The organism is Thalassovita aquimarina (genome assembly GCF_018219815.1).
Classification (GTDB): Bacteria; Pseudomonadota; Alphaproteobacteria; order Rhodobacterales; family Rhodobacteraceae; genus Thalassobius; species Thalassobius aquimarinus.
Genome location: NZ_JADMKU010000012.1, coordinates 93,887 through 113,254, shown reverse-complemented (window position 1 = coordinate 113,254; position 19,368 = coordinate 93,887). Strand labels below are relative to the sequence as shown.

The window sequence follows — 19,368 nt, the reverse complement described above, 5'->3', positions numbered from 1 at the left end:
CGGAAGGGGGGATGGGCGAGAGGGCGCGCGGCCCTCACTCCTTTTCCTCCGCATCCAGGAGTTCCATGTTGAGGCCCAGACCCCGGACCTCCTTGACCAGAACGTTGAACGATTCCGGCACGCCGGCTTCGAAGTTGTCCTCGCCCTTGACGATCGATTCATAGACCTTGGTCCGGCCTGCCACGTCGTCCGACTTCACCGTCAGCATTTCCTGCAGGGTGTAGGCGGCGCCGTAGGCTTCCAGAGCCCAGACTTCCATCTCACCGAAGCGCTGACCGCCGAACTGCGCCTTACCGCCCAGCGGCTGCTGGGTGACCAGGCTGTACGGACCGGTGGAACGCGCGTGGATCTTGTCGTCGACCAGGTGGTGCAGCTTCAGCAAGTACTTCACACCCACGGTCACGGGACGCGAGAACTGTTCGCCGGTACGGCCGTCGAACAGGATCGACTGACCCGACTGGTCGAAACCGGCGCGCGACAGCGCGTCGTTCACGTCCGCTTCCTTGGCACCGTCGAAGACCGGCGTTGCGATCGGAACACCGCGGGTCACGTTGCCAGCGGCTTCCAGCAGGCGGTCTTCGTCCATGCCGGCAAGGCCTTCCTCATAGACGTCGTCGCCATACACGATCCGCATCGCTTCGCGTACCGGGGTCAGGTCGCCCGACCGACGGTATTCTTGCAGCGCATCGTCTACCTTCAGGCCCAGACCGCGCGCGGCCCAACCCATGTGGGTTTCAAGGATCTGACCGACGTTCATACGCGACGGCACACCCAGCGGGTTCAGACAGAAATCGACCGGGGTTCCGTCTTCGAGGAACGGCATGTCTTCCATCGGGACAACGCGGGAAATAACACCCTTGTTGCCGTGACGGCCGGCCATCTTGTCGCCCGGCTGCAGCTTGCGCTTCACCGCGATGAAGACCTTGACCATCTTCATCACGCCCGGCGGCAGGTCGTCGCCACGACGGACTTTTTCGACCTTGTCCTCGAAACGGGCATCCAAGGCGCGTTTCTGCACTTCGTACTGTTCGTGCAGCGCCTCGACCACCTGGGCGTCAGATTCTTCTTCCAGCGCCAGCTGCCACCACTGACCGCGGGTCAGGGTTTCCAGCAGTTCCTCGGTGATGACCGAGCTCGCCTTGACGCCTTTCGGCCCCTTCACGGCGACCTTGCCCAGGATCATGTCCTTCAGACGGGCATAGATGTTGCGATCCAGGATCGCCAGCTCGTCGTCGCGGTCACGGGCCAGACGTTCGACTTCTTCGCGTTCGATCTGCAGGGCACGTTCGTCTTTTTCCACACCGTGGCGATTGAAGACACGCACCTCGACCACGGTGCCGAAATCGCCCGGCTTGACGCGCAGCGAGGTGTCGCGCACGTCCGATGCCTTTTCGCCGAAGATGGCGCGCTGCAGCTTTTCTTCCGGGGTCATCGGGCTTTCGCCCTTCGGCGTGATCTTACCGACGAGGATATCGCCCGGTTCCACATCCGCGCCGATGTAAACGATGCCAGCCTCGTCGAGGTTGCGCAGCGCTTCTTCACCGACGTTCGGAATGTCGCGGGTGATTTCTTCCGGCCCAAGCTTGGTGTCACGGGCGGCAACTTCGAATTCCTCGATATGGATCGAGGTGAACACGTCATCGCGCGCAATCCGTTCGGAGATCAGGATCGAGTCTTCGTAGTTGTAGCCGTTCCACGGCATGAACGCGACGATCACGTTCTTGCCGAGCGCCAGTTCACCGATATCAGTCGACGGGCCATCGGCGATCACTTCGCCCTTGATGACCTTATCACCCACCTTCACCAGCGGACGCTGGTTGATGCAGGTGTTCTGGTTCGACCGCTGGAACTTGCGCATCCGGTAGATGTCGACGCCGGCATCGCCCAGTTCCAGATCCTCGGTGGCGCGGATCACGATACGCTGTGCGTCGATCTGGTCGATGATGCCGCCGCGCTTGGCCATGATGGCCGCGCCGGAATCCCGGGCCACGATTTCTTCGATGCCGGTACCGACCAGCGGCGCCTCGGCGCGCAGAAGCGGCACCGCCTGACGCTGCATGTTCGAACCCATCAGGGCGCGGTTTGCGTCGTCGTTTTCCAGGAACGGGATCAGCGAGGCCGCAACCGAGACCAGCTGCTTCGGGCTGACGTCGATCAGGTCCACGTTTTCACGCGGCGCCAGGGTGTAGTCGCCCGACTGACGGGTCGACACCAGGTCATTGATGAACTTGCCGTCCTCGTCCAGAGTCGCGTTGGCCTGCGCCACGGTGTGACGCATTTCCTCGGTCGCCGACATGTAGTGCACTTCATCGGTAACCTTGGCGTCGCTGACGACGCGGTAGGGCGTTTCGATGAAGCCGTACTTGTTCACGCGGGCGAAGGTCGCCAGCGAGTTGATCAGACCGATGTTCGGACCTTCCGGCGTTTCAATCGGGCACATCCGGCCATAGTGGGTCGGGTGCACGTCGCGGACCTCGAAGCCCGCGCGTTCGCGGGTCAGACCGCCCGGCCCAAGCGCCGACAGGCGGCGTTTATGGGTGACTTCCGACAGCGGGTTGGTCTGGTCCATGAACTGCGACAGCTGCGACGAGCCAAAGAATTCGCGGACAGCGGCTGCGGCCGGTTTCGCGTTGATCAGGTCCTGCGGCATGACGGTGTCGATTTCGACCGACGACATGCGTTCCTTGATCGCGCGTTCCATGCGCAGAAGGCCGACGCGATACTGGTTTTCCATCAGTTCGCCGACCGAACGGACCCGGCGGTTGCCGAGGTGGTCGATATCGTCGATCTCGCCCTGGCCGTCGCGCAGTTCCACCAGCGCCTTGATGCAGGCGATGATGTCTTCCTTGCGCAGGGTCCGCTGGGTGTCTTCGGCATCCAGCGCCAGACGCATGTTCATCTTCACCCGGCCCACGGCGCTGAGGTCGTAGCGTTCGGAATCGAAGAACAGCGTGTCGAACAGCGCCGAAGCGGCTTCGACGGTCGGCGGTTCGCCCGGACGCATGACGCGGTAGATGTCCATCAGCGCGGTGTCGCGGCCCATGTTCTTGTCCTGCGCCATGGTGTTGCGCATGTAGGCGCCGACAGTGATGTTGTCGATGTCGAGAACCGGGATCGTGGTGATGCCCGCTTCGACCAGTTCCTTCACGGTGCCGCCGATCAGTTCGCCATCCTTGTCGTATTCCAGGGTCAGCTCGTCACCGGCCTCGACATAGATCGCGCCGGTTTCTTCGTTGATGATGTCCTTGGCGACGAACTTGCCGACGATATGTTCGAACGGAACCAGCAGTTCGGTGATCTTGCCTTCGTCGATGATCTTCTTGACCGCGCGCGGGGTGACCTTCTTGCCGGCTTCGCAGATGATTTCGCCGGTGGCCGCGTCGACCAGGTCATAGGTGGGACGGGTGCCGCGGACGCGTTCGGGGAAGAACTTGGTGACCCAGCCCTTGCTCTTGTCCAGCTTGAATTCGACGGTGTTGTAATAGGCATCCATGATGCCTTCCTGGTCCAGGCCCAGAGCATACAGCAGGGTGGTCACAGGCAGCTTGCGGCGACGGTCGATGCGCGCAAACACGATATCCTTGGCGTCGAATTCAAAATCCAGCCACGAGCCGCGATAGGGGATGATGCGGCAGGCGAAGAGCAGCTTGCCCGAGCTGTGCGTCTTGCCTTTGTCGTGATCGAAGAACACGCCCGGCGACCGGTGCATCTGCGAAACGATCACGCGCTCGGTGCCGTTCACGATGAAGGTGCCGTTCGGGGTCATCAGGGGCATGTCGCCCATGAAGACGTCCTGTTCCTTGATGTCCTTGACCGATTTCGCGCCGGTGTCTTCGTCCACATCGAACACGATCAGGCGCAGGGTGACCTTCAGCGGCGCGCTGTAGGTCATGTCGCGCTGCATGCATTCCTCGACGTCGTATTTCGGCTTTTCCAGCTCGTACTTCACGAATTCCAGAACGGAGGTTTCGTTGAAATCCTTGATCGGGAAAACCGACTGGAACACGCCCATGATGCCTTCGCCATCGGTGGGCTGTTCGGCATCGCCGGAACGGAGGAAGAGGTCATACGAGGATTTCTGAACCTCGATCAGGTTCGGCATCTCCAGCACTTCGCGGATTTTGCCGTAATATTTACGCAAACGTTTCTGGCCAAGGAAGCTTTGAGCCATGACAGTCGTCACCTTTCGTTTCCAATCGGTCGTGCCTGCCGTCGGGCCCCGGCAGCACGTCCATTTGAAACAGGTCGATTACGATCCATTCATGGCCTCTGTCCCACCAGAGGCCTCCCGATCACAGAACCAGACCTTAGGAAACGCCCCTACCCTACCAGATCGAGGGGCCCTTGCTAAGACAGGTTCGGCTGGGCCCGGATTTCCCGGACCCAGCCATGATTTTTAGTGGGGCAACACAGTCACCAAGTCGATTACTTGACTTCGACTTCGGCGCCAGCTGCTTCCAGCTTGCCTTTGATTTCTTCGGCTTCGTCCTTCGACACGCCTTCTTTCACGGCTTTGCCGCCTGCTTCAACCAGTTCCTTGGCTTCTTTCAGGCCCAGACCGGTGATGCCGCGGACTTCCTTGATCACGTTGATCTTGGATGCGCCGGCCGACTTCAGGATGACGTCGAATTCGGTCTGCTCTTCAGCGGCTGCGCCACCGGCGTCGCCACCAGCTGCCGCCATCATCACAGCGCCACCAGCGGCGGGCTCGATGCCGTATTCGTCTTTCAGGATGGTTTTCAGTTCTTGAGCTTCCAGCAGGGTAAGACCCACGATTTGCTCAGCAAGTGCTTTCAGATCAGCCATTTTACTGTTTTCCGTTCGTTTAGATGTGTTCCAACGTGTGAGCTTTCACTCCACGCAGATCAAAAGGTTGCTTACGCGGCTTCCGCCTTCTCTTCGATGGTCGAAAGGATGCTCGCGATGTTCGAAGCAGGTGCGCCAATCGCGCCGGCAATATTCGCAGCAGGCGCGCCGATGCAGCCAACGATCGAAGCAATAAGCTCGTCACGCGAGGGCATTTTCGACACGGCTGTTACGCCAGCACGATCCAGAGCGTTCTCGCCCATTGCACCGCCGAGGATTTCGAATTTCGAATTTTCCTTGGCGAAGTCCTCGGCCACCTTGGCTGCTGCCACGGGGTCCTCGGAATAGGTCAGAACGGTCATGCCCGAAAGGTAATCAGCAATGCTTGCGCAAGGCTTCCCTTCCAGAGCGATTTTGGCGAGCTTGTTCTTGGCGACGCGTACGGACCCACCGGCTTCGCGGGCGCGAGCACGAAGGTCCTGCATCTCAGCAACCGTGAGACCTGCGTAGTGGGCTACGACCACAACGCCAGAGCTTTCAAAGATCTGGCCGAGTTCTTCGACCAACTTCTCTTTTTGTGCTCTATCCACAGTTTCACTCCAATTATGGGGGTTACCCCCCGGCTCTTCACTGCCGGGCGAACCCGGCGACTAAGTCCGACTACGGGGCTAAGCCAAAATCGCCCGAGGGATCCCAGGCTGAATTGGTTATTCCCGTCTCAGGCAGGAAATTAAGGCATCGAACGACGCCACCCACCGTCTTGGACGAAACAAAATAAAGCGCACGACGAATCGCACGCTTTACTCCGCAGCACTGAATAGAACAGATGTATGGGGTTTCCAAGGGGGGAAAGGCAAAAAAGTCTCCAGCTTGAAACGCACCCAACGCTCGCCTCCCCTATCGGCCAGCGGCCGCGACGCGCCGTTGCACGCACGACGCCCCGATCAGCCGCTTGATCTCGGTGGTCGACACGCCCTCGGTACGCGGCAGATAGAGAATATCGCACAAATCACGCAGATCGTCGAATTTTCCAGCCCAGTCATCGCCCATCGCGAACAGGTCAACGTCATAACGCCGGATATCGTCGCGCTTCTGCGCCCAGTTGGTTTCCGGGATCACCCTGTCGACGTAGCGGCAGGCCTCCAGCACTTTGGCCCGGCTTTCGAACGGGACCACCGATGCCTTGCCTTTCTTCGCGTTGAACTCATCTGTCGAACAGGCCACGATCAGGCGACTGCCGAGCCGCGACAGACGCTCCAGCAGCCGGACATGACCGTAGTGGAACAGATCGAACGTCCCATAGGTGATCACGGTGCGATCCGGGCGCTGGCCAAGCACGCTCATTGAATCGCCTCCAGGAAGGTTTGAAACCGCTGCCGCGCCGATCTCCACGGGAATTTGAAATAGGGATCGGGCTGGCGCCAGTCCTCTCCGTAGTTCAGCGCCAGCATCTTTTCCGCGGCGGCCGGAATGGGCCGGCCGGAAACGCCGCAGGTTGCCAGCGGCAGCACGTCGTCTTCGGCCAGTTCGCCAAAGGTATGCGGATAGACGAACACCCTGCCCTCCTCGATCCAGGCCGGGAACAGGTCGATTTCGCAGCCATCTTCCGGCTTGAGCTTGTAGATCGCCGGATTGGTGACGTTTTCGGCATCGAAGACGCCCATGCCCTGCAAATCGGACCGCAGCGCCTTCCATTCCCCAGCCGCCGCAACCGCCGAACCGCTTTTCAACACCACAGCGAGGTCGATATCGTCGTCATGGTCGATCAGCCGGCCGTCACGCACCACGCCAAGGAGGGTGCCCGAGTTCAGAAACACCTGGTATCCGGCTTTGCCCAGCGTTTCGATGTGACTGCCGATCCGTCCCCATAAAGCGCCATGATCGCGGTCGGCGAAACTCGCCTTTCCGAAACCGTGATTGGTCACGCCGCCTTCGCCGATATGATCCTTGATCAGGGCCTCGAACTTGTCGAATTCGCGGCGCTGCCCGCCCCGGGCGCGCAGGTTGCGCAACTTCTGCATTGTCCGCATCGCCGTGGCGGGCCGGATCCGACCCACGACGCATGTCGCGATACGGGCCTCGAGGAATGGAATTCCCGGGCGTTTGGGCTTTAGATTCTTGAGCTCGGCATAATATTTCCAAGCCTCGAAATCCTCGGCATGACCGCTCAAGGCGGCCAGCGCGATCAGGCGAATTTCCTGTACCCGCGCCACGCGATCTTGCGCGGACAACCCGCGCGCACGCTCAATCAACGTTTCACTATTCACGTCTGAAACTTGCCTGTTTTAACAAATTTTTAGGCGCCTCGGCTCTAACGGCCTTGTCCGCCCCTGCTCATTTCGAAAAACGCTACCATCATAAGATGCATCGGATCAACATTTTTAAAGCCGCGCACCGCCCAGCCGCGCGGCACGGCGCGATGGATTACATCCCGGAACGAAAAAGGGGCGCCGAAACGGCGCCCCTTTCAAGATGCTTTGAAGCGAAGATTACTCGGCGTTGGCCGACGACACGTCGATGCTGACGCCCGGACCCATGGTCGAGCTGATCGCGATCTTCTTCATGTAAGCGCCCTTGGCACCCGACGGCTTGGCCTTGGCCACGGCCGACACGAAAGCCTTGACGTTCTCGACCAGCTTGGCCTCATCGAACGATGCCTTGCCGACGCCGGCGTGAACCACGCCCGCCTTTTCGGCACGGAACTGGACCTCACCGCCCTTGGCGGCTTCGACGGCTTCTTTCACGTCCATGGTCACGGTGCCGACCTTGGGGTTCGGCATCAGGTTGCGCGGACCCAGAACCTTACCCAGACGACCGACGATCGGCATCATGTCCGGGGTGGCGATGCAGCGATCGAAATCGATCGTGCCGCCCTGGATGGTTTCCATCAGGTCCTCGGCGCCAACGATATCCGCGCCTGCGGCCTGGGCTTCTTCTGCCTTGGGGCCACGCGCGAACACGGCGACGCGCACGGTTTTGCCGGTGCCGTTGGGCAGGCTGACAACGCCGCGAACCATCTGGTCAGCGTGACGGGTGTCAACGCCCAGGTTCATCGCGATTTCGATGGTTTCGTCGAACTTGGCGGTGGCGTTTGCCTTGACCAGGGCGACGGCTTCTTCAACCGACAGGTCGCTTTTGCCAGCGAATGCTTCACGGGCTGCTGCGGTGCGTTTTCCAAGCTTTGCCATCTTACTTCACCTCGATGCCCATGGACCGGGCCGAGCCCAGGATGATCTGCATCGCCGCTTCGATATCGTTGGCGTTCAGATCTTTCATCTTGGCTTCGGCGATTTCTTTCACCTGCGCTGCGGTCACCGAACCCACGGTATCACGACCGGGAGTGCTGGCGCCGGATTTCAGCTTGGCGGCCTTCTTCAGGAAATAGGACGCGGGCGGCGTCTTGATGTCCATGGTGAAGGACTTGTCCTGATAGTAGTTGATGACGGTCGGGCAGGGTGCGCCCGGATCCAGGTCCTGCGTCTTGGCGTTGAACGCCTTGCAGAATTCCATGATGTTGATGCCGCGCTGACCCAGTGCCGGACCAACCGGCGGGGACGGGTTTGCCTGACCGGCGGGCACCTGCAGTTTCAGCGTGCCGACGAGCTTCTTGGCCATGAGGCCTCTCCTTTTTCCAACACCCCTCGAACGCGTTCTCGGGGCCTTACGTTGTGTGGTCTGGTCCGGACATCGCGATGCCCTCGCCTCCCACGCTCGAAGCCGCCCTCATCGGGCGGCCAAACACTCAGACCTGTTTGGTGACCTGAGTGAAATCCAGTTCGACCGGGGTTTCGCGGCCAAAGATCGACACGGAAACCTTCAGCTTCTGCGCATCCTCGTCCACTTCCTCGATCATGCCGTCGAAATCTTCGAACGGACCGTCGTTGACCTTCACCTTCTCGCCCACTTCGAAGCGGATCAGCGTGCGCGGCGCTTCTTCGCCTTCCTGCACGCGGTTCAGGATCTGGTTCACTTCGGCGTCGCGCATCGGCATCGGGCGGCCTTGCGGGCCCAGGAAACCGGTGACGCGGTTGATCGAGTTGATCAGGTGATAGCCACGGTCGCTCATTTCCATGCGCACCAGCACATAGCCGGGCATGAAACGGCGTTCGGTGGTGATCTTCTTGCCGCGACGGACCTCGATCACTTCCTCGGTGGGAACAAGAACCTCTTCGATTTCGTCCTCAAGGCCGTTTTCCTCGGCGGACTGACGAATCTGCTCGGCAATCTTCTTCTCGAAGTTCGAGAGAACGCTCACCGAATACCAACGCTTCGCCATCTTGATCCTGTCCTTGCATCCGCGAGCCCGCAAAGGGGCCGAAAATTCCAATAAATTGCAGGCATTTGCCCGCTTCTCCCGGAAACAAAAAAGCGGCGTGCAACTCGAATCGCCGCACGCCATTTCCGGATGAGGCCTGTCACCTACCCCCGAACCCTCAGGAATTCAAGAGAAAAGGCGCCGGACCCCGGGAGCCGAACTCAGCCGAACAGCGACAGCAGACCGCGCAAACCGCCCTTGATCGCAAGATCGACCAGCGCAAAGAAGATCGCGGTCAGCGTCGCCATGACGAACACCATAGCGGTCGTCAGCAGAACTTCGCGGCGGGTCGGCCAGACCACCTTGCCCACTTCGCTGCGGACCTGCTGGATGAACTGAAGCGGATTTGTGCGTGCCATGCTTTTTCTTCTCTGTCTGGAATGGGCCGCAGATACGCGTATCGGCGCCCGATTTCAAGGGGGCTCAGCCCGGCAGAGCACCGGTCAGCACATACCGCAGCATTTCGACCACCTGGCGCGGCTCCTCGGCCACGGCCAGCGCAGCGGCGTCGACCTCTTTCAGCGCGTGCTGGTGATCGGGCCCGTGCAGAACGATCAGCGACTTGCCGAGCGCCGCGGCATAGCCCGCGTCGAAGGCCGCGTTCCACTGCTTGTATTTCTCGCCAAAACGCACCACGACGACATCGGCGTCCTCGATCCCCTTGCGGGTACGGATCGCGTTCAGCTTGGCGCCCTTGTGATCGTGCCAGAACTTGTTCGGTTCCGCCCCCATGATCGCCACGCCGCAATCGTCGCTGGCATCGTGATCGGTCACCGGGGCGCTGAATTCGACATCCAGTCCCTGCGCACCGTCGATGATCTGTTCGCGCCAATCGGTGTGAATCTCACCCGACAAATACACTTTCAAAGCCATTGGACCCTCCGTCTTTGGGTCCGTGTCTTACCGCCTCTGCCGGGCAAAGCCCAGCCTCGATCAGGGCGCGAAAGGTCACAGTTTGCGCGCCACCAGGTAACGGGTCGGTGGCTTGGCGGGAAAATTGCCCGCCTCGATGATCTTGAATCCGGCCAGCTCGACGGCGCTTTCCAGCTCGGTAATCTTCAGGAACCGCACGAACGGCGCCTTGCCGATTAGTTGCATCAGCGGCAGCGCCAGCATCAGCAACCGCAGCTTCAAGGTTCCGCCGCCTTCGGCCAGGCAAACCGTTTTCGAAATGAACAATCCGCCCGGCCGGACCATTTCCCCGATCTGCGCCAGCGCCGCATCGGTATCCTCGATCAGGTGCAAAAGGTTGAAGGCCATGACCACGTCATAGGGATCTTCGCGCAGCCCCTCGTCATCGACCCCTGCCTGAACGAAGCTGACATTGCGGGCCCCGGCCTCGGCTGCGCGGTGCTTGCCGATCTCCACCATGTTCGCCGACAGGTCGCTGGCCACCACGGATCCCGCCGCCCCGGCCAGCGTCACCGCCGTCATGCCGGTGCCGCAGCCCAGTTCCAGCACCCGGTCGGTTTCCTTCAGATAGCTGCGTGTCCGGCCCAGCGTGTATTCATAGGCCTCCATGTCGTCGATCGGCGACTTGGCATAACGGTCGGCAAGCCTGTCCCAAAATTTCGCGGCTGTCTGCATGATGGGCCTCCTTTTGGCGGGATTTATACCCATGCGGATACCCGATAGAAATTGCGGAAATCCGCAGTTGCACTATACACAAACGCATGAACGACAGCAGCCGGCAGTTCGACTGGAACCATGTCCGCGCCTTCCTCGCCACCGCCGAGGAAGGATCGCTTTCGGCCGCCGCACGCAAGCTGCGCCTGACCCAGCCAACGCTGGGCCGGCAGGTTTCCGCATTGGAGGACGAACTGGGCCTGTTGCTGTTCGAACGGGTCGGACGCAGCCTCGTGCTGACCCGCGCCGGGACTGAGCTTCTCGATCATGTCCGCGCCATGGGCGAAGCCGCCGACCGGGTGGCGCTGGTCGCCTCGGGACAATCCCAATCGATCGAAGGGCTGATCCGCATCACCGCCTCGGACGTCACCTCGGCCTTCGTGCTGCCTTGGGCGCTGAAACAGCTGCGCAGCGAAGCTCCGCGCCTCAACATCGACATCGTCGCGTCCAACGACATCCGCGACCTGATGCGGCGCGAGGCCGATATCGCCATCCGCAACGTCCGCCCCGAACAACCCGACCTGATCGCCCGGCTGGTGCAGGAGGCAAGCGCGCATTTCTATGCCTCGACCGGCTATCTCGACCGCATGGGCCGGCCGCAAACCCCCGATGACCTCGCGAACCACGATTTCATCCATTACGGCGATGCAGAAGGGATGCGGGATTTCCTGACCCCTCTCGGCCTGCCGGTCACGGTGGAGAATTTCCGCATCGGCTCGAACAGCGGCTTGGTCGGCTGGGAACTTGCCCGGCAGGGTTTCGGTATCGTCGCGATGGACGAGGAAGTGGCCAGGATGACACCCGGCATGGAACGGATACTGCCCGAGCTTGACCCGATCACCTTCCCGGTCTGGCTCGCCACCCATCGCGAATTGCATACCAGCCGCCGCATCCGCCTAGTCTTCGACCTGCTGGCAGATTACCTGTCGCAGCGCGGCTGAACGGCCCGCGGCCCTGCCCGGTCACCGCACCGAAAAAGGGCCGCGCAATGCGCAGCCCTTCCGTTGCTCACCATCCATACGGCTTACCCGCGCAGCGTTCCGCCGGTCGCCTTCGACACTTTCTCGACGATCTTGGCGGCCACCGCCTCGATGTCCTTTTCCTTCAGCGTCTTCTCCGTCGGTTGCAGCCGAACGGTGATGGCGATGGATTTCTTGCCCTCGCCCAGCGAACCGCCGATGAACTGATCGAAGATCCGAACCTCGTCGATCAGCGCCTTGTCGGCCCCGGCGGCGGCGTTGACCAGCGTCAGTGCCTCGACATCGGCATCGACCACGAAGGCGAAATCGCGTTCAACCGCCTGCAAGTCGCGCAGTTCCAGCGCCGGACGGGTGGCCGATTTCTTCTTCGGCATCGGCACGTTTTCGGGCCAGACGGTGAAGGCCACGGCAGGACCTTTCACATCCATCTCGGCCAGCACTTTCGGGTGCAGTTCGCCAAAGACGCCCAGCACCTTCTTCGGGCCAAGGCAGATCTGGCCATGTCGGCCCGGATGCCACCAGGCTTCACCGTTGCGGAAAATCTGCGCCTTGGCCGGCGCGCCGATGGCGGCCAGAACCGCCTCGGCGTCGGCCTTGGCGTCATAGACGTCCACCGCGCGCGACTGGCCATGCACGTCCTTGGGACCAGTGCGACCGATCAGCAGACCCGAAATCTGCAACCGCTGTTCGCCGGGTTCGCCGCCGGTGAAGGCGGGGCCGCATTCAAACAGCGCCAGGTCGCTGAACCCGCGCGCCTGGTTGCGTGCGGCGGCCTGCAGCAGGCCGGGCAGCAGATCGGGGCGCATATGGCTCATCTCGCTGGAAATCGGGTTGTCCAGCATGGTCGCATCCGCCCCGCCGCCGAACAGTTCCGCCGATTTGCGGTCGATGAAGGAATAGGTGACGCATTCGTTGTACCCGAGCGACGCCGCGGTGCGCCGCGCGATGGTTTCGCGCCGCTGCAGCGGGGTCTGGGTCGGCTTCGGCACGCTGACCGTGGGACGGGCCAGCGGGATCGGTTCCAGCTTGGTCAACGACGCCACCCGCGCCACTTCCTCGACCAAATCGGCCGGGCCCTGAACGTCGGGGCGCCAACTGGGCACATGGGCCATGTTGCCTTCCATCCGGAACCCCAGCCGGGTCAGGGTCTGGCGTTGCTCGGATTCGGGGATTTCCATCCCCACCAGCGACTGCACCTTTGCGGCGTCGAGCTTGTAGGCGCGCGACACGTCCGGCACCTTGCCGGCCACCACGACGGTCGACGCCTCGCCACCGCAGAGATCCAGGATCATCTGCGTCGCGTCTTCGATGGCCTGCAGGTTATAGGCCGGATCGATGCCGCGTTCGTTGCGGTACCGCGCATCCGAATTGATCTTCAGCGCGCGCCCGGTCTTGGCAATCTGGATGGTGTCCCAAACGGCCGCTTCAAGGAACACGTTCACCGTCTCCTCGGTGCAACCGGTTTCCAGCCCGCCCATGATGCCGGCAATCGATTCGATGCCGTTGTCGTCGGAAATCGCCACCGCGCCCGCCGGGAAGGTATATTCCTTTTCGTCCAGACCGATCAGCGTCTCGCCGCCCTTGGTCCGGTGCACCCGCAAATCGCCCTTGACCTTGTCGGCGTCGAACACGTGCAGCGGCCGGTTGCGGTCGAAGGTGAAGAAGTTGGTCACGTCGACCAGCGCCGAAATCGGCCGCAACCCGATCGCCCGCAACCGCTGTTGCAGCCATTCCGGGCTGGGCCCGTTCTTCACGCCCCGGATCAGGCGCCCGGCGAACACTTCGCAGCCGCCTTCGCGGGCATCATCGTCGATGGTTACCTTGATCGGGGACGGGAACTGCCCCTCGACCCGGGGTTCATCCACCGGCTTCATCTCGCCCAGGCCGCGCGCCGCCAGATCGCGGGCGATGCCGCGCACGCCCAGGGCGTCCTGACGGTTCGGCGTGATGGCGATGTCGATCACCGGATCGACCTTGGCCGGATCGTTCGCGGCCAGCCAGTCGGTGAACTTCTGCCCCACCTCGCCCGAGGGCAGTTCGATGATGCCGTTATGTTCGTCGGAAAGCTCCAGTTCGCGTTCCGAGGCCATCATGCCGTGACTTTCCACGCCGCGGATATTGCCGACGCTCAGCGTCACGTCGATGCCGGGCACGTAATCGCCGGGCTTGCACAGGACCACGGTGATGCCTGCCCGCGCGTTCGGCGCGCCGCAAACGATCTGCTTGTCGCCCTCGTCGGTTTCCACCGTGCAGACGCGCAGCCGGTCAGCATCGGGGTGCTGTTCGGCATGCTTGACCTTAGCAAGCGTGAAGGAGGCCAGTTTCGAGGCCGGGTCCTCGACCTCTTCCACTTCCAGACCCAGATCGGTCAGGGCGTAGAGGATTTCATCCAAAGAAGCCTCGGTCTCGAGGTGCTCTTTCAGCCAGGAGAGGGTGAATTTCATAGTTCGATCCCCAATTTCTCGGCGGCTTCTTGCCTGATATAAGCAACAGCCAAATCTTTCATGATACCAAGAGTGGCACCGCCAATTTTAGCAGCTCCGTCCTTGGTCTTTTCCCACACGTCGTCAGAACGAATGGCATTGATGTAGTCATGACCTTGGGCAGTGAGTCGAAAAGTTCCATTACCTACTTCGGTAACAAAGCCCTCATCGGAAAGTAAAAGAACATGATATCGTTCGCGCCGCTCTTCTTCGCTCGCATCCTTTGTGTAGCCCGGCATCATCAGAAGCCAGTCATCCGCCTCTTCGTAATTGAAGAGTAGCGCCCTAATCAGGTCATCGTCACGTTTCACCGCGACAGCCCCCCATGCAGGGTCGGCACGTCAAGCGAGGCAAACCCGTAATGGCGCAGCCAGCGCAGGTCGCTGTCGAAGAACGCCCGCAGGTCGGGAATGCCGTATTTCAGCATCGCCAAACGGTCGATACCCATGCCGAAGGCAAAACCCTGCCATTCGTCCGGGTTCACGCCCGCGGCCTGCAGCACCTTCGGATGCACCATGCCCGACCCCAGAACCTCCATCCAATCGTCGCCCTCGCCGATCTTCAGCTGACCGTCGACCCAGCTGCACTGGATATCGACCTCGGCCGAGGGTTCGGTGAAGGGGAAGTGGGAGGCGCGGAAGCGGGTCTTGATGCCGTCGATCTCAAAAAAGGCGGCGAAGAATTCCTCCAGCACCCATTTCAGGTTCGCCATCGAAATGTCGCGGTCGATGGCAAGGCCCTCGACCTGGTGGAACATCGGCGTGTGGGTCTGGTCGTAGTCCGACCGATAGACGCGCCCCGGTGCGATCACGCGGATCGGCGCGCCCTGCTTTTCCATCGCGCGGGTCTGCACCGGCGAGGTATGGGTGCGCAGCACGTGCGGCGGACGTTCGTCGGCCTCATCCCGGTGCATGTAGAACGTGTCGAATTCCTGCCGCGCGGGGTGGTGCGGCGGGATGTTGAGGCTGTCGAAGTTGTACCAGTCGGTTTCGATCTGCGGCCCTTCGGCCACGGCAAAACCAAGATTGGCGAAGATCGCGGCGATTTCTTCGCTGACCTGGCTGACCGGGTGGATGGTGCCCTGCCCGCGGCCCCTGCCCGGCAGCGTCACGTCCAACCATTCGGTGCGCAGACGCTCATCCAGCGCGGCGTCGGCCAGCGCGGTTTTCTTGGCGGCCAGTGCCGAGTTGAGTTCGTCCTTCAGCGCATTCAATGCCGGACCGGCGACCTGGCGCTCTTCCGGCGTCATCTTGCCCAGCTCGCGCATTTTCAGGCTGACTTCGCCCTTCTTGCCCACCGCCTGAACGCGAATGTCTTCCAAAGCGGCTTCATCGCCCGCATCGGCGATGGCGCTGAGGTATTTCTGTTTCAGATCGTCCATCCGACCCCTCCAATTCCGTTGGTCCCCTGCTACCCAGCACGGACCCAAAACGCAAGAAGCCGCGAGACCCCAAAAGGTCCGCGGCTTCCTTAAACTTTATCCCTGGATGGGATTACGCGAGCGCGGCCTTCGCCTTATCGACGATGGCACCGAACGCTTCGGGTTCGTGCACAGCCAGATCGGCCAGAACCTTGCGGTCCACTTCGACGCCGGCCAGGGTCAGGCCGTTGATGAAGCGCGAATAGGTCAGCGCTTCGTCATGCGCGCGAACGGCTGCGTTGATCCGCTGGATCCACAGCGCGCGGAAATTCCGCTTGCGGTTCTTGCGGTCGCGGGTTGCATACTGGTTCGCCTTGTCGACGGCCTGACGGGCGACCTTGAAGGTGTTCTTGCGACGGCCATAGTAACCCTTGGCTGCCTTGATGACCTTCTTGTGACGGGCGTGAGTCGTGGTACCACCTTTAACGCGGGACATGTCTGCTCTCCTCTCTTAGCGGTCGTAGGGCATGAAGCCCTTGACGATTTTGGCGTCGGGAGCCGACAGCGTGGTGGTTCCGCGTGCATCGCGGATGAATTTGCGGGTACGTTTGATCATGCCGTGGCGTTTGCCGGCCTGAGCGGCGAGCACCTTGCCTTTGGCGGTCACCTTGAAGCGCTTCTTGGCGCTCGACTTGGTCTTCATCTTGGGCATTTTCGTCTCCTTGTCTTTGAACGATTACACGCGACTCGGCATGCCACTCCGGCCGGCCGCGCAGACAGGCCGCCCCTATACGCGGGCAAGGATGGGGTTGCAAGTGAAAATCAGCGCATCAGCAGCGCGATGACATTGACAAAGGCCGCCGGCACGTCACCCGGCCGATACTGCCAGTCGTTCAGCACGCAGGCATAGACGACAAGGGCGCCCCCGACGGCAAGGGTCAAAGCCGAAACGTTGAAAGGCCTGTGATTGCTCCAAGCAGAGACGGCCGATGAAATCGAAAACACAATCACGACAATCCCAAGTACCAAAACCAGATCCGCATTCATCGATGCTCTCCGCGCCTGAATGCGTCAAGCCTACTCTGGATCGGTGGCAAAAATCAAACGTTCGGCGCAGGGGGCAACGCGCAGGATATTGGTGGAGCCGGGCACGTTGAAGGGCAGCCCCGCGGTGACGAGTATCTGATCCTCTTCAGTGGCATAGCCGCCGGTTCGGGCGGCACGGGCGGCATTGACCACCGCCTGCTTGAAGCGCTCCAGCTCGCCGGTCATCACGCAATCCACCCCCCAGCTCAACGCCAGCCTCCGGGCGGTGCCGCGCAGCGATGTCATCGCCACGATCGGAACCCGCGGCCGTTCCCGCGCGGTCAGAAGCGCGGTGGTTCCCGACTGGGTAAAGCAGCAGATCGCCTTGATGTCGGTGGTTTCGGCGATTTCGCGGGCGGCGGCGACGATACCATCGGCCACCGTGGCCCGGTCGGCCGAACGCGAGGCATCGATCAGCTCGCGATAGGTTTCGTCAGCTTCGACTTCCTGGGCTACGTTGTCCATCGTGGTCACGGCTTCGACCGGGAACTGTCCGGCAGCCGATTCCGCGCTGAGCATGATCGCATCGGCGCCTTCGTAGATCGCGTTAGCCACATCGGACACCTCGGCCCGGGTCGGCATCGGCGATTCGATCATAGATTCCAGCATCTGGGTGGCGACGATCACCGGCTTGGCCGCCCTGCGGCATTTTCGGATCAGCCGCTTCTGGATCGGCGGCACGTTCTGCACCGGCAATTCGACCCCCAGATCGCCGCGCGCCACCATCACCCCGTCGCTGACCGCGAGGATGTCGTCGAATGCCTTCACCGCGGCGGGTTTTTCGATCTTCGACAGGATCGCGGCGCGGCCACCGGCCAGCTTGCGCGCTTCTTCCACATCCTCGACCCGCTGGACGAAGCTCAGCGCCAGCCAGTCGATGCCGAGCTGGCAGACGAATTCCAGGTCGCGCCGGTCCTTTTCGGACAGCGCCGCGAGCGGCAGCACCACGTCGGGCACGTTCACACCCTTGCGGTTGGAAATGACGCCGCCGTTGATCACTTCACAATCGGCGAAATCCGTGCCGCAGTCCAGCACCTGAAGCCGGATCTTGCCGTCATTGATTAGAAGCGTGGCCCCGGCTTCCAGCGCCTGGAAAATTTCCGGATGTGGCAGGCAGACCCGGGTGGCATCGCCCGGCGCCTCGTCCAGGTCGAGCCGGAAGCGCGCGCCGTTTTCCAGCGTCTCTTCCTCATTGCCAAACACACCGACGCGCAGTTTCGGCCCCTGCAGGTCGGCCAGGATGCCGATCGGGTTGTCCAGATCGCGTTCCACTTGCCGGATCATCGCGTGGCGTTCACGGATTTCGTCATGGCTGCCATGGCTCATGTTCAGACGAAACACGTCAGCGCCCGCTTCGTGCAGCTTGCGGATCATGTCGTAATCGTTTGAGGCCGGCCCAAGCGTCGCCACGATCTTCACATTCCGAAAACGTCTCATTCCATTCAGCCTCTGCTTATCTTTATGTTAACGCTAACCTACAGCAATTTCGAAACCAGAGACAATTCCAATTTGTCGCATTCTGCCTTACAGGGACCTCAAAAGAAGTGAAAGTTTCATGACGTACGAACCCTACCGGATCATCGGTGCAGACCGCCCGTCACGCTGGCTTGTCACCTGCGACCATGCCGCCAATACCGTGCCGCCTTTCGTCAATGACGGTCAGCTGGGGCTGGCCAGGGGCGATATGGAACGCCACATCGCCTATGACGTCGGCGCCGCTGGGGTCGCCACCGCACTGGCCGAGGCGCTGGATGCCCCCGCGATCCTGTCGAATTTTTCCCGCCTGGTGATCGACCCCAACCGCGGCGAAGACGATCCGACCCTGCTGATGAAGCTCTATGACGGCACCATCATCCCGGCCAACCGCAACGCGGGGCCCGAGGAGCTGGAACAGCGGCTGAATGCCTGTTACCGGCCCTATCACACCGCGCTGGCGGAACTGGCGGCGCGGCGCGGCGACACGGTGATCCTGTCGATCCACAGCTTCACCCGGCAATTGCAGGGCCGCGATCCGCGACCGTGGCATATCGGCATACTCTATGCCGCCGACGACCGGCTGGCCAAACCGCTGATCCGCCGGCTGGAACAGGAACACGATCTTTGCATCGGGGAAAACCAGCCCTATGGCGGCCACCTGCCCGGCGATGCGATCGCCCGCCATGCCATCGCGCATCAGCGCCTGAACGTGTTGGTGGAAATCCGCAACGATCTGATCGAAGATGAACCGCATCAGGTGGAATGGGCGCAACGCCTTGCCCCGATTCTGCAACAGGCGCTGGAGCAGACGGGGCTCTAGCGCCCGCAATCACGGCGCTTCCCGAAGCGCCGGTAGGAGGATACAGAATGGACGACCAGACCCGCATCGAACTCGAAGCCGCAGCTTTCCGCACCCTGCGCGAACATCTGATGGAAAAGCGCACCGACGTGCAGAACATCGACCTGATGAACCTCGCCGGATTCTGCCGCAACTGCCTCAGCCGCTGGTACCAGGAAGCCGCCAACGAACGCGGCATCGAGATGACCAAGAACGAGGCGCGCGAAATTTTCTACGGCATGCCTTACGACGACTGGAAAGCGCAGAACCAGACCGCGGCCAGCCCCGAGAAACAGGAAGAGTTCAAGAAAGCCTTCGCCGAGAACGTGGGCGACAAGGGCTAGGATCGCTGCGCCGCACCATTGGCACCTTCACAGCAACAATGCGCCGATACACCC

21 protein-coding genes are annotated in these 19,368 nt (G+C 61.5%); 3 read left to right on the top strand and 18 right to left on the bottom strand.

Annotation, left to right across the window (positions count from 1 at the left end; translation table 11 throughout):
- Positions 1-34 precede the first annotated feature (34 nt).
- The 11 genes from rpoB to IT775_RS13875 form a co-directional block, all read right to left on the bottom strand.
- Positions 35-4,171 (bottom strand): DNA-directed RNA polymerase subunit beta, encoded by a 4,137-nt coding sequence (gene rpoB / locus IT775_RS13925; protein ID WP_212701726.1) that lies wholly within the window; start codon positions 4,169-4,171, stop codon positions 35-37.
- 254 nt (positions 4,172-4,425) lie between these two features.
- Positions 4,426-4,806: a 50S ribosomal protein L7/L12 gene (rplL, locus tag IT775_RS13920; protein WP_212701725.1), complete on the bottom strand. Its 381-nt coding sequence runs from the start codon at positions 4,804-4,806 to the stop codon at positions 4,426-4,428.
- 71 nt (positions 4,807-4,877) lie between these two features.
- The gene (gene rplJ, locus IT775_RS13915) at positions 4,878-5,396 is read right to left on the bottom strand and encodes a 50S ribosomal protein L10 (protein ID WP_212701724.1); all 519 of its coding nucleotides are present in this window, start codon (positions 5,394-5,396) and stop codon (positions 4,878-4,880) included.
- Between the two features lie 307 nt (positions 5,397-5,703).
- On the bottom strand, positions 5,704-6,150 hold the full coding sequence (tagD, locus tag IT775_RS13910) for a glycerol-3-phosphate cytidylyltransferase (protein ID WP_212701723.1): 447 nt from the start codon (positions 6,148-6,150) through the stop codon (positions 5,704-5,706).
- Positions 6,147-7,058, bottom strand: coding sequence for a LicD family protein (locus IT775_RS13905; protein WP_212701722.1), 912 nt, complete (start codon positions 7,056-7,058; stop codon positions 6,147-6,149). Before IT775_RS13905 ends, tagD begins: the two co-directional genes overlap by 4 nt.
- A 237-nt stretch (positions 7,059-7,295) precedes the next feature.
- Positions 7,296-7,994 carry a 50S ribosomal protein L1 gene (rplA, locus tag IT775_RS13900; protein WP_212701721.1) on the bottom strand — a complete coding sequence of 233 codons (699 nt, stop codon included), beginning with the start codon at positions 7,992-7,994 and terminating at the stop codon, positions 7,296-7,298.
- Position 7,995: 1 nt separating this feature from the next.
- Positions 7,996-8,421 (bottom strand): 50S ribosomal protein L11, encoded by a 426-nt coding sequence (gene rplK, locus IT775_RS13895; protein WP_212701720.1) that lies wholly within the window; start codon positions 8,419-8,421, stop codon positions 7,996-7,998.
- A gap of 127 nt (positions 8,422-8,548) precedes the next feature.
- Positions 8,549-9,082, bottom strand: a complete 534-nt coding sequence (gene nusG / locus IT775_RS13890; protein ID WP_212701719.1) for a transcription termination/antitermination protein NusG — start codon at positions 9,080-9,082, stop codon at positions 8,549-8,551.
- A 200-nt stretch (positions 9,083-9,282) separates the two neighbouring features.
- Positions 9,283-9,480 (bottom strand): preprotein translocase subunit SecE, encoded by a 198-nt coding sequence (gene secE, locus IT775_RS13885; RefSeq protein ID WP_212701718.1) that lies wholly within the window; start codon positions 9,478-9,480, stop codon positions 9,283-9,285.
- Between the two features lie 64 nt (positions 9,481-9,544).
- Complete coding sequence (locus tag IT775_RS13880; protein WP_212701717.1) at positions 9,545-9,994, bottom strand: YtoQ family protein; 450 nt, start codon at positions 9,992-9,994, stop codon at positions 9,545-9,547.
- A gap of 75 nt (positions 9,995-10,069) precedes the next feature.
- Entirely contained in the window at positions 10,070-10,708 is a 639-nt protein-coding gene (locus IT775_RS13875) for a class I SAM-dependent methyltransferase (RefSeq protein WP_212701716.1), read from the bottom strand.
- 86 nt (positions 10,709-10,794) lie between these two features.
- On the opposite strand from IT775_RS13875, the gene IT775_RS13870 reads away from it, so the two are divergent.
- Positions 10,795-11,688, top strand: a complete 894-nt coding sequence (locus tag IT775_RS13870) for a LysR family transcriptional regulator (protein WP_212701715.1) — start codon at positions 10,795-10,797, stop codon at positions 11,686-11,688.
- Positions 11,689-11,771: 83 nt separating this feature from the next.
- On the opposite strand, the gene pheT is transcribed toward IT775_RS13870, so the two are convergent.
- From pheT to pyk, 7 genes are all read right to left on the bottom strand, one after another.
- Positions 11,772-14,171, bottom strand: coding sequence for a phenylalanine--tRNA ligase subunit beta (gene pheT / locus IT775_RS13865; RefSeq protein WP_212701714.1), 2,400 nt, complete (start codon positions 14,169-14,171; stop codon positions 11,772-11,774).
- On the bottom strand, positions 14,168-14,521 hold the full coding sequence (locus tag IT775_RS13860) for a DUF2513 domain-containing protein (protein WP_212701713.1): 354 nt from the start codon (positions 14,519-14,521) through the stop codon (positions 14,168-14,170). Before IT775_RS13860 ends, pheT begins: the two co-directional genes overlap by 4 nt.
- Positions 14,518-15,591, bottom strand: coding sequence for a phenylalanine--tRNA ligase subunit alpha (gene pheS, locus IT775_RS13855; RefSeq protein WP_212701712.1), 1,074 nt, complete (start codon positions 15,589-15,591; stop codon positions 14,518-14,520). The genes IT775_RS13860 and pheS overlap by 4 nt, the downstream gene beginning before the upstream one ends.
- A 112-nt stretch (positions 15,592-15,703) precedes the next feature.
- Positions 15,704-16,066, bottom strand: coding sequence for a 50S ribosomal protein L20 (rplT, locus tag IT775_RS13850; protein ID WP_212701711.1), 363 nt, complete (start codon positions 16,064-16,066; stop codon positions 15,704-15,706).
- Positions 16,067-16,081: 15 nt separating this feature from the next.
- The gene (gene rpmI, locus IT775_RS13845) at positions 16,082-16,282 is read right to left on the bottom strand and encodes a 50S ribosomal protein L35 (RefSeq protein WP_212701710.1); all 201 of its coding nucleotides are present in this window, start codon (positions 16,280-16,282) and stop codon (positions 16,082-16,084) included.
- A 110-nt stretch (positions 16,283-16,392) separates the two neighbouring features.
- Complete coding sequence (locus IT775_RS13840) at positions 16,393-16,617, bottom strand: hypothetical protein (protein WP_212701709.1); 225 nt, start codon at positions 16,615-16,617, stop codon at positions 16,393-16,395.
- A gap of 30 nt (positions 16,618-16,647) precedes the next feature.
- Complete coding sequence (pyk, locus tag IT775_RS13835; RefSeq protein WP_212701708.1) at positions 16,648-18,093, bottom strand: pyruvate kinase; 1,446 nt, start codon at positions 18,091-18,093, stop codon at positions 16,648-16,650.
- Between the two features lie 118 nt (positions 18,094-18,211).
- Between pyk and IT775_RS13830 the strand changes: the two genes are divergently transcribed.
- Positions 18,212-18,952 (top strand): N-formylglutamate amidohydrolase, encoded by a 741-nt coding sequence (locus tag IT775_RS13830; protein ID WP_212701707.1) that lies wholly within the window; start codon positions 18,212-18,214, stop codon positions 18,950-18,952.
- Between the two features lie 47 nt (positions 18,953-18,999).
- Complete coding sequence (locus tag IT775_RS13825) at positions 19,000-19,314, top strand: DUF1244 domain-containing protein (protein WP_212701706.1); 315 nt, start codon at positions 19,000-19,002, stop codon at positions 19,312-19,314.
- Positions 19,315-19,368 lie beyond the last annotated feature (54 nt).

Bases quoted from the DNA above. Each gene is read 5' to 3' on its own strand.
- rpoB (WP_212701726.1), bottom strand. From the start codon at position 4,171: ATGGCTCAAAGCTTCCTTGGCCAGAAACGTTTGCGTAAATATTACGGC.
- rplL (WP_212701725.1), bottom strand. From the start codon at position 4,806: ATGGCTGATCTGAAAGCACTTGCTGAGCAAATCGTGGGTCTTACCCTG.
- tagD (WP_212701723.1), bottom strand. From the start codon at position 6,150: ATGAGCGTGCTTGGCCAGCGCCCGGATCGCACCGTGATCACCTATGGG.
- rplA (WP_212701721.1), bottom strand. From the start codon at position 7,994: ATGGCAAAGCTTGGAAAACGCACCGCAGCAGCCCGTGAAGCATTCGCT.
- rplK (WP_212701720.1), bottom strand. From the start codon at position 8,421: ATGGCCAAGAAGCTCGTCGGCACGCTGAAACTGCAGGTGCCCGCCGGT.
- nusG (WP_212701719.1), bottom strand. From the start codon at position 9,082: ATGGCGAAGCGTTGGTATTCGGTGAGCGTTCTCTCGAACTTCGAGAAG.
- secE (WP_212701718.1), bottom strand. From the start codon at position 9,480: ATGGCACGCACAAATCCGCTTCAGTTCATCCAGCAGGTCCGCAGCGAA.
- IT775_RS13880 (WP_212701717.1), bottom strand. From the start codon at position 9,994: ATGGCTTTGAAAGTGTATTTGTCGGGTGAGATTCACACCGATTGGCGC.
- IT775_RS13875 (WP_212701716.1), bottom strand. From the start codon at position 10,708: ATGCAGACAGCCGCGAAATTTTGGGACAGGCTTGCCGACCGTTATGCC.
- IT775_RS13870 (WP_212701715.1), top strand. From the start codon at position 10,795: ATGAACGACAGCAGCCGGCAGTTCGACTGGAACCATGTCCGCGCCTTC.
- pheT (WP_212701714.1), bottom strand. From the start codon at position 14,171: ATGAAATTCACCCTCTCCTGGCTGAAAGAGCACCTCGAGACCGAGGCT.
- pheS (WP_212701712.1), bottom strand. From the start codon at position 15,591: ATGGACGATCTGAAACAGAAATACCTCAGCGCCATCGCCGATGCGGGC.
- rplT (WP_212701711.1), bottom strand. From the start codon at position 16,066: ATGTCCCGCGTTAAAGGTGGTACCACGACTCACGCCCGTCACAAGAAG.
- rpmI (WP_212701710.1), bottom strand. From the start codon at position 16,282: ATGCCCAAGATGAAGACCAAGTCGAGCGCCAAGAAGCGCTTCAAGGTG.
- IT775_RS13840 (WP_212701709.1), bottom strand. From the start codon at position 16,617: ATGAATGCGGATCTGGTTTTGGTACTTGGGATTGTCGTGATTGTGTTT.
- pyk (WP_212701708.1), bottom strand. From the start codon at position 18,093: ATGAGACGTTTTCGGAATGTGAAGATCGTGGCGACGCTTGGGCCGGCC.
- IT775_RS13830 (WP_212701707.1), top strand. From the start codon at position 18,212: ATGACGTACGAACCCTACCGGATCATCGGTGCAGACCGCCCGTCACGC.
- IT775_RS13825 (WP_212701706.1), top strand. From the start codon at position 19,000: ATGGACGACCAGACCCGCATCGAACTCGAAGCCGCAGCTTTCCGCACC.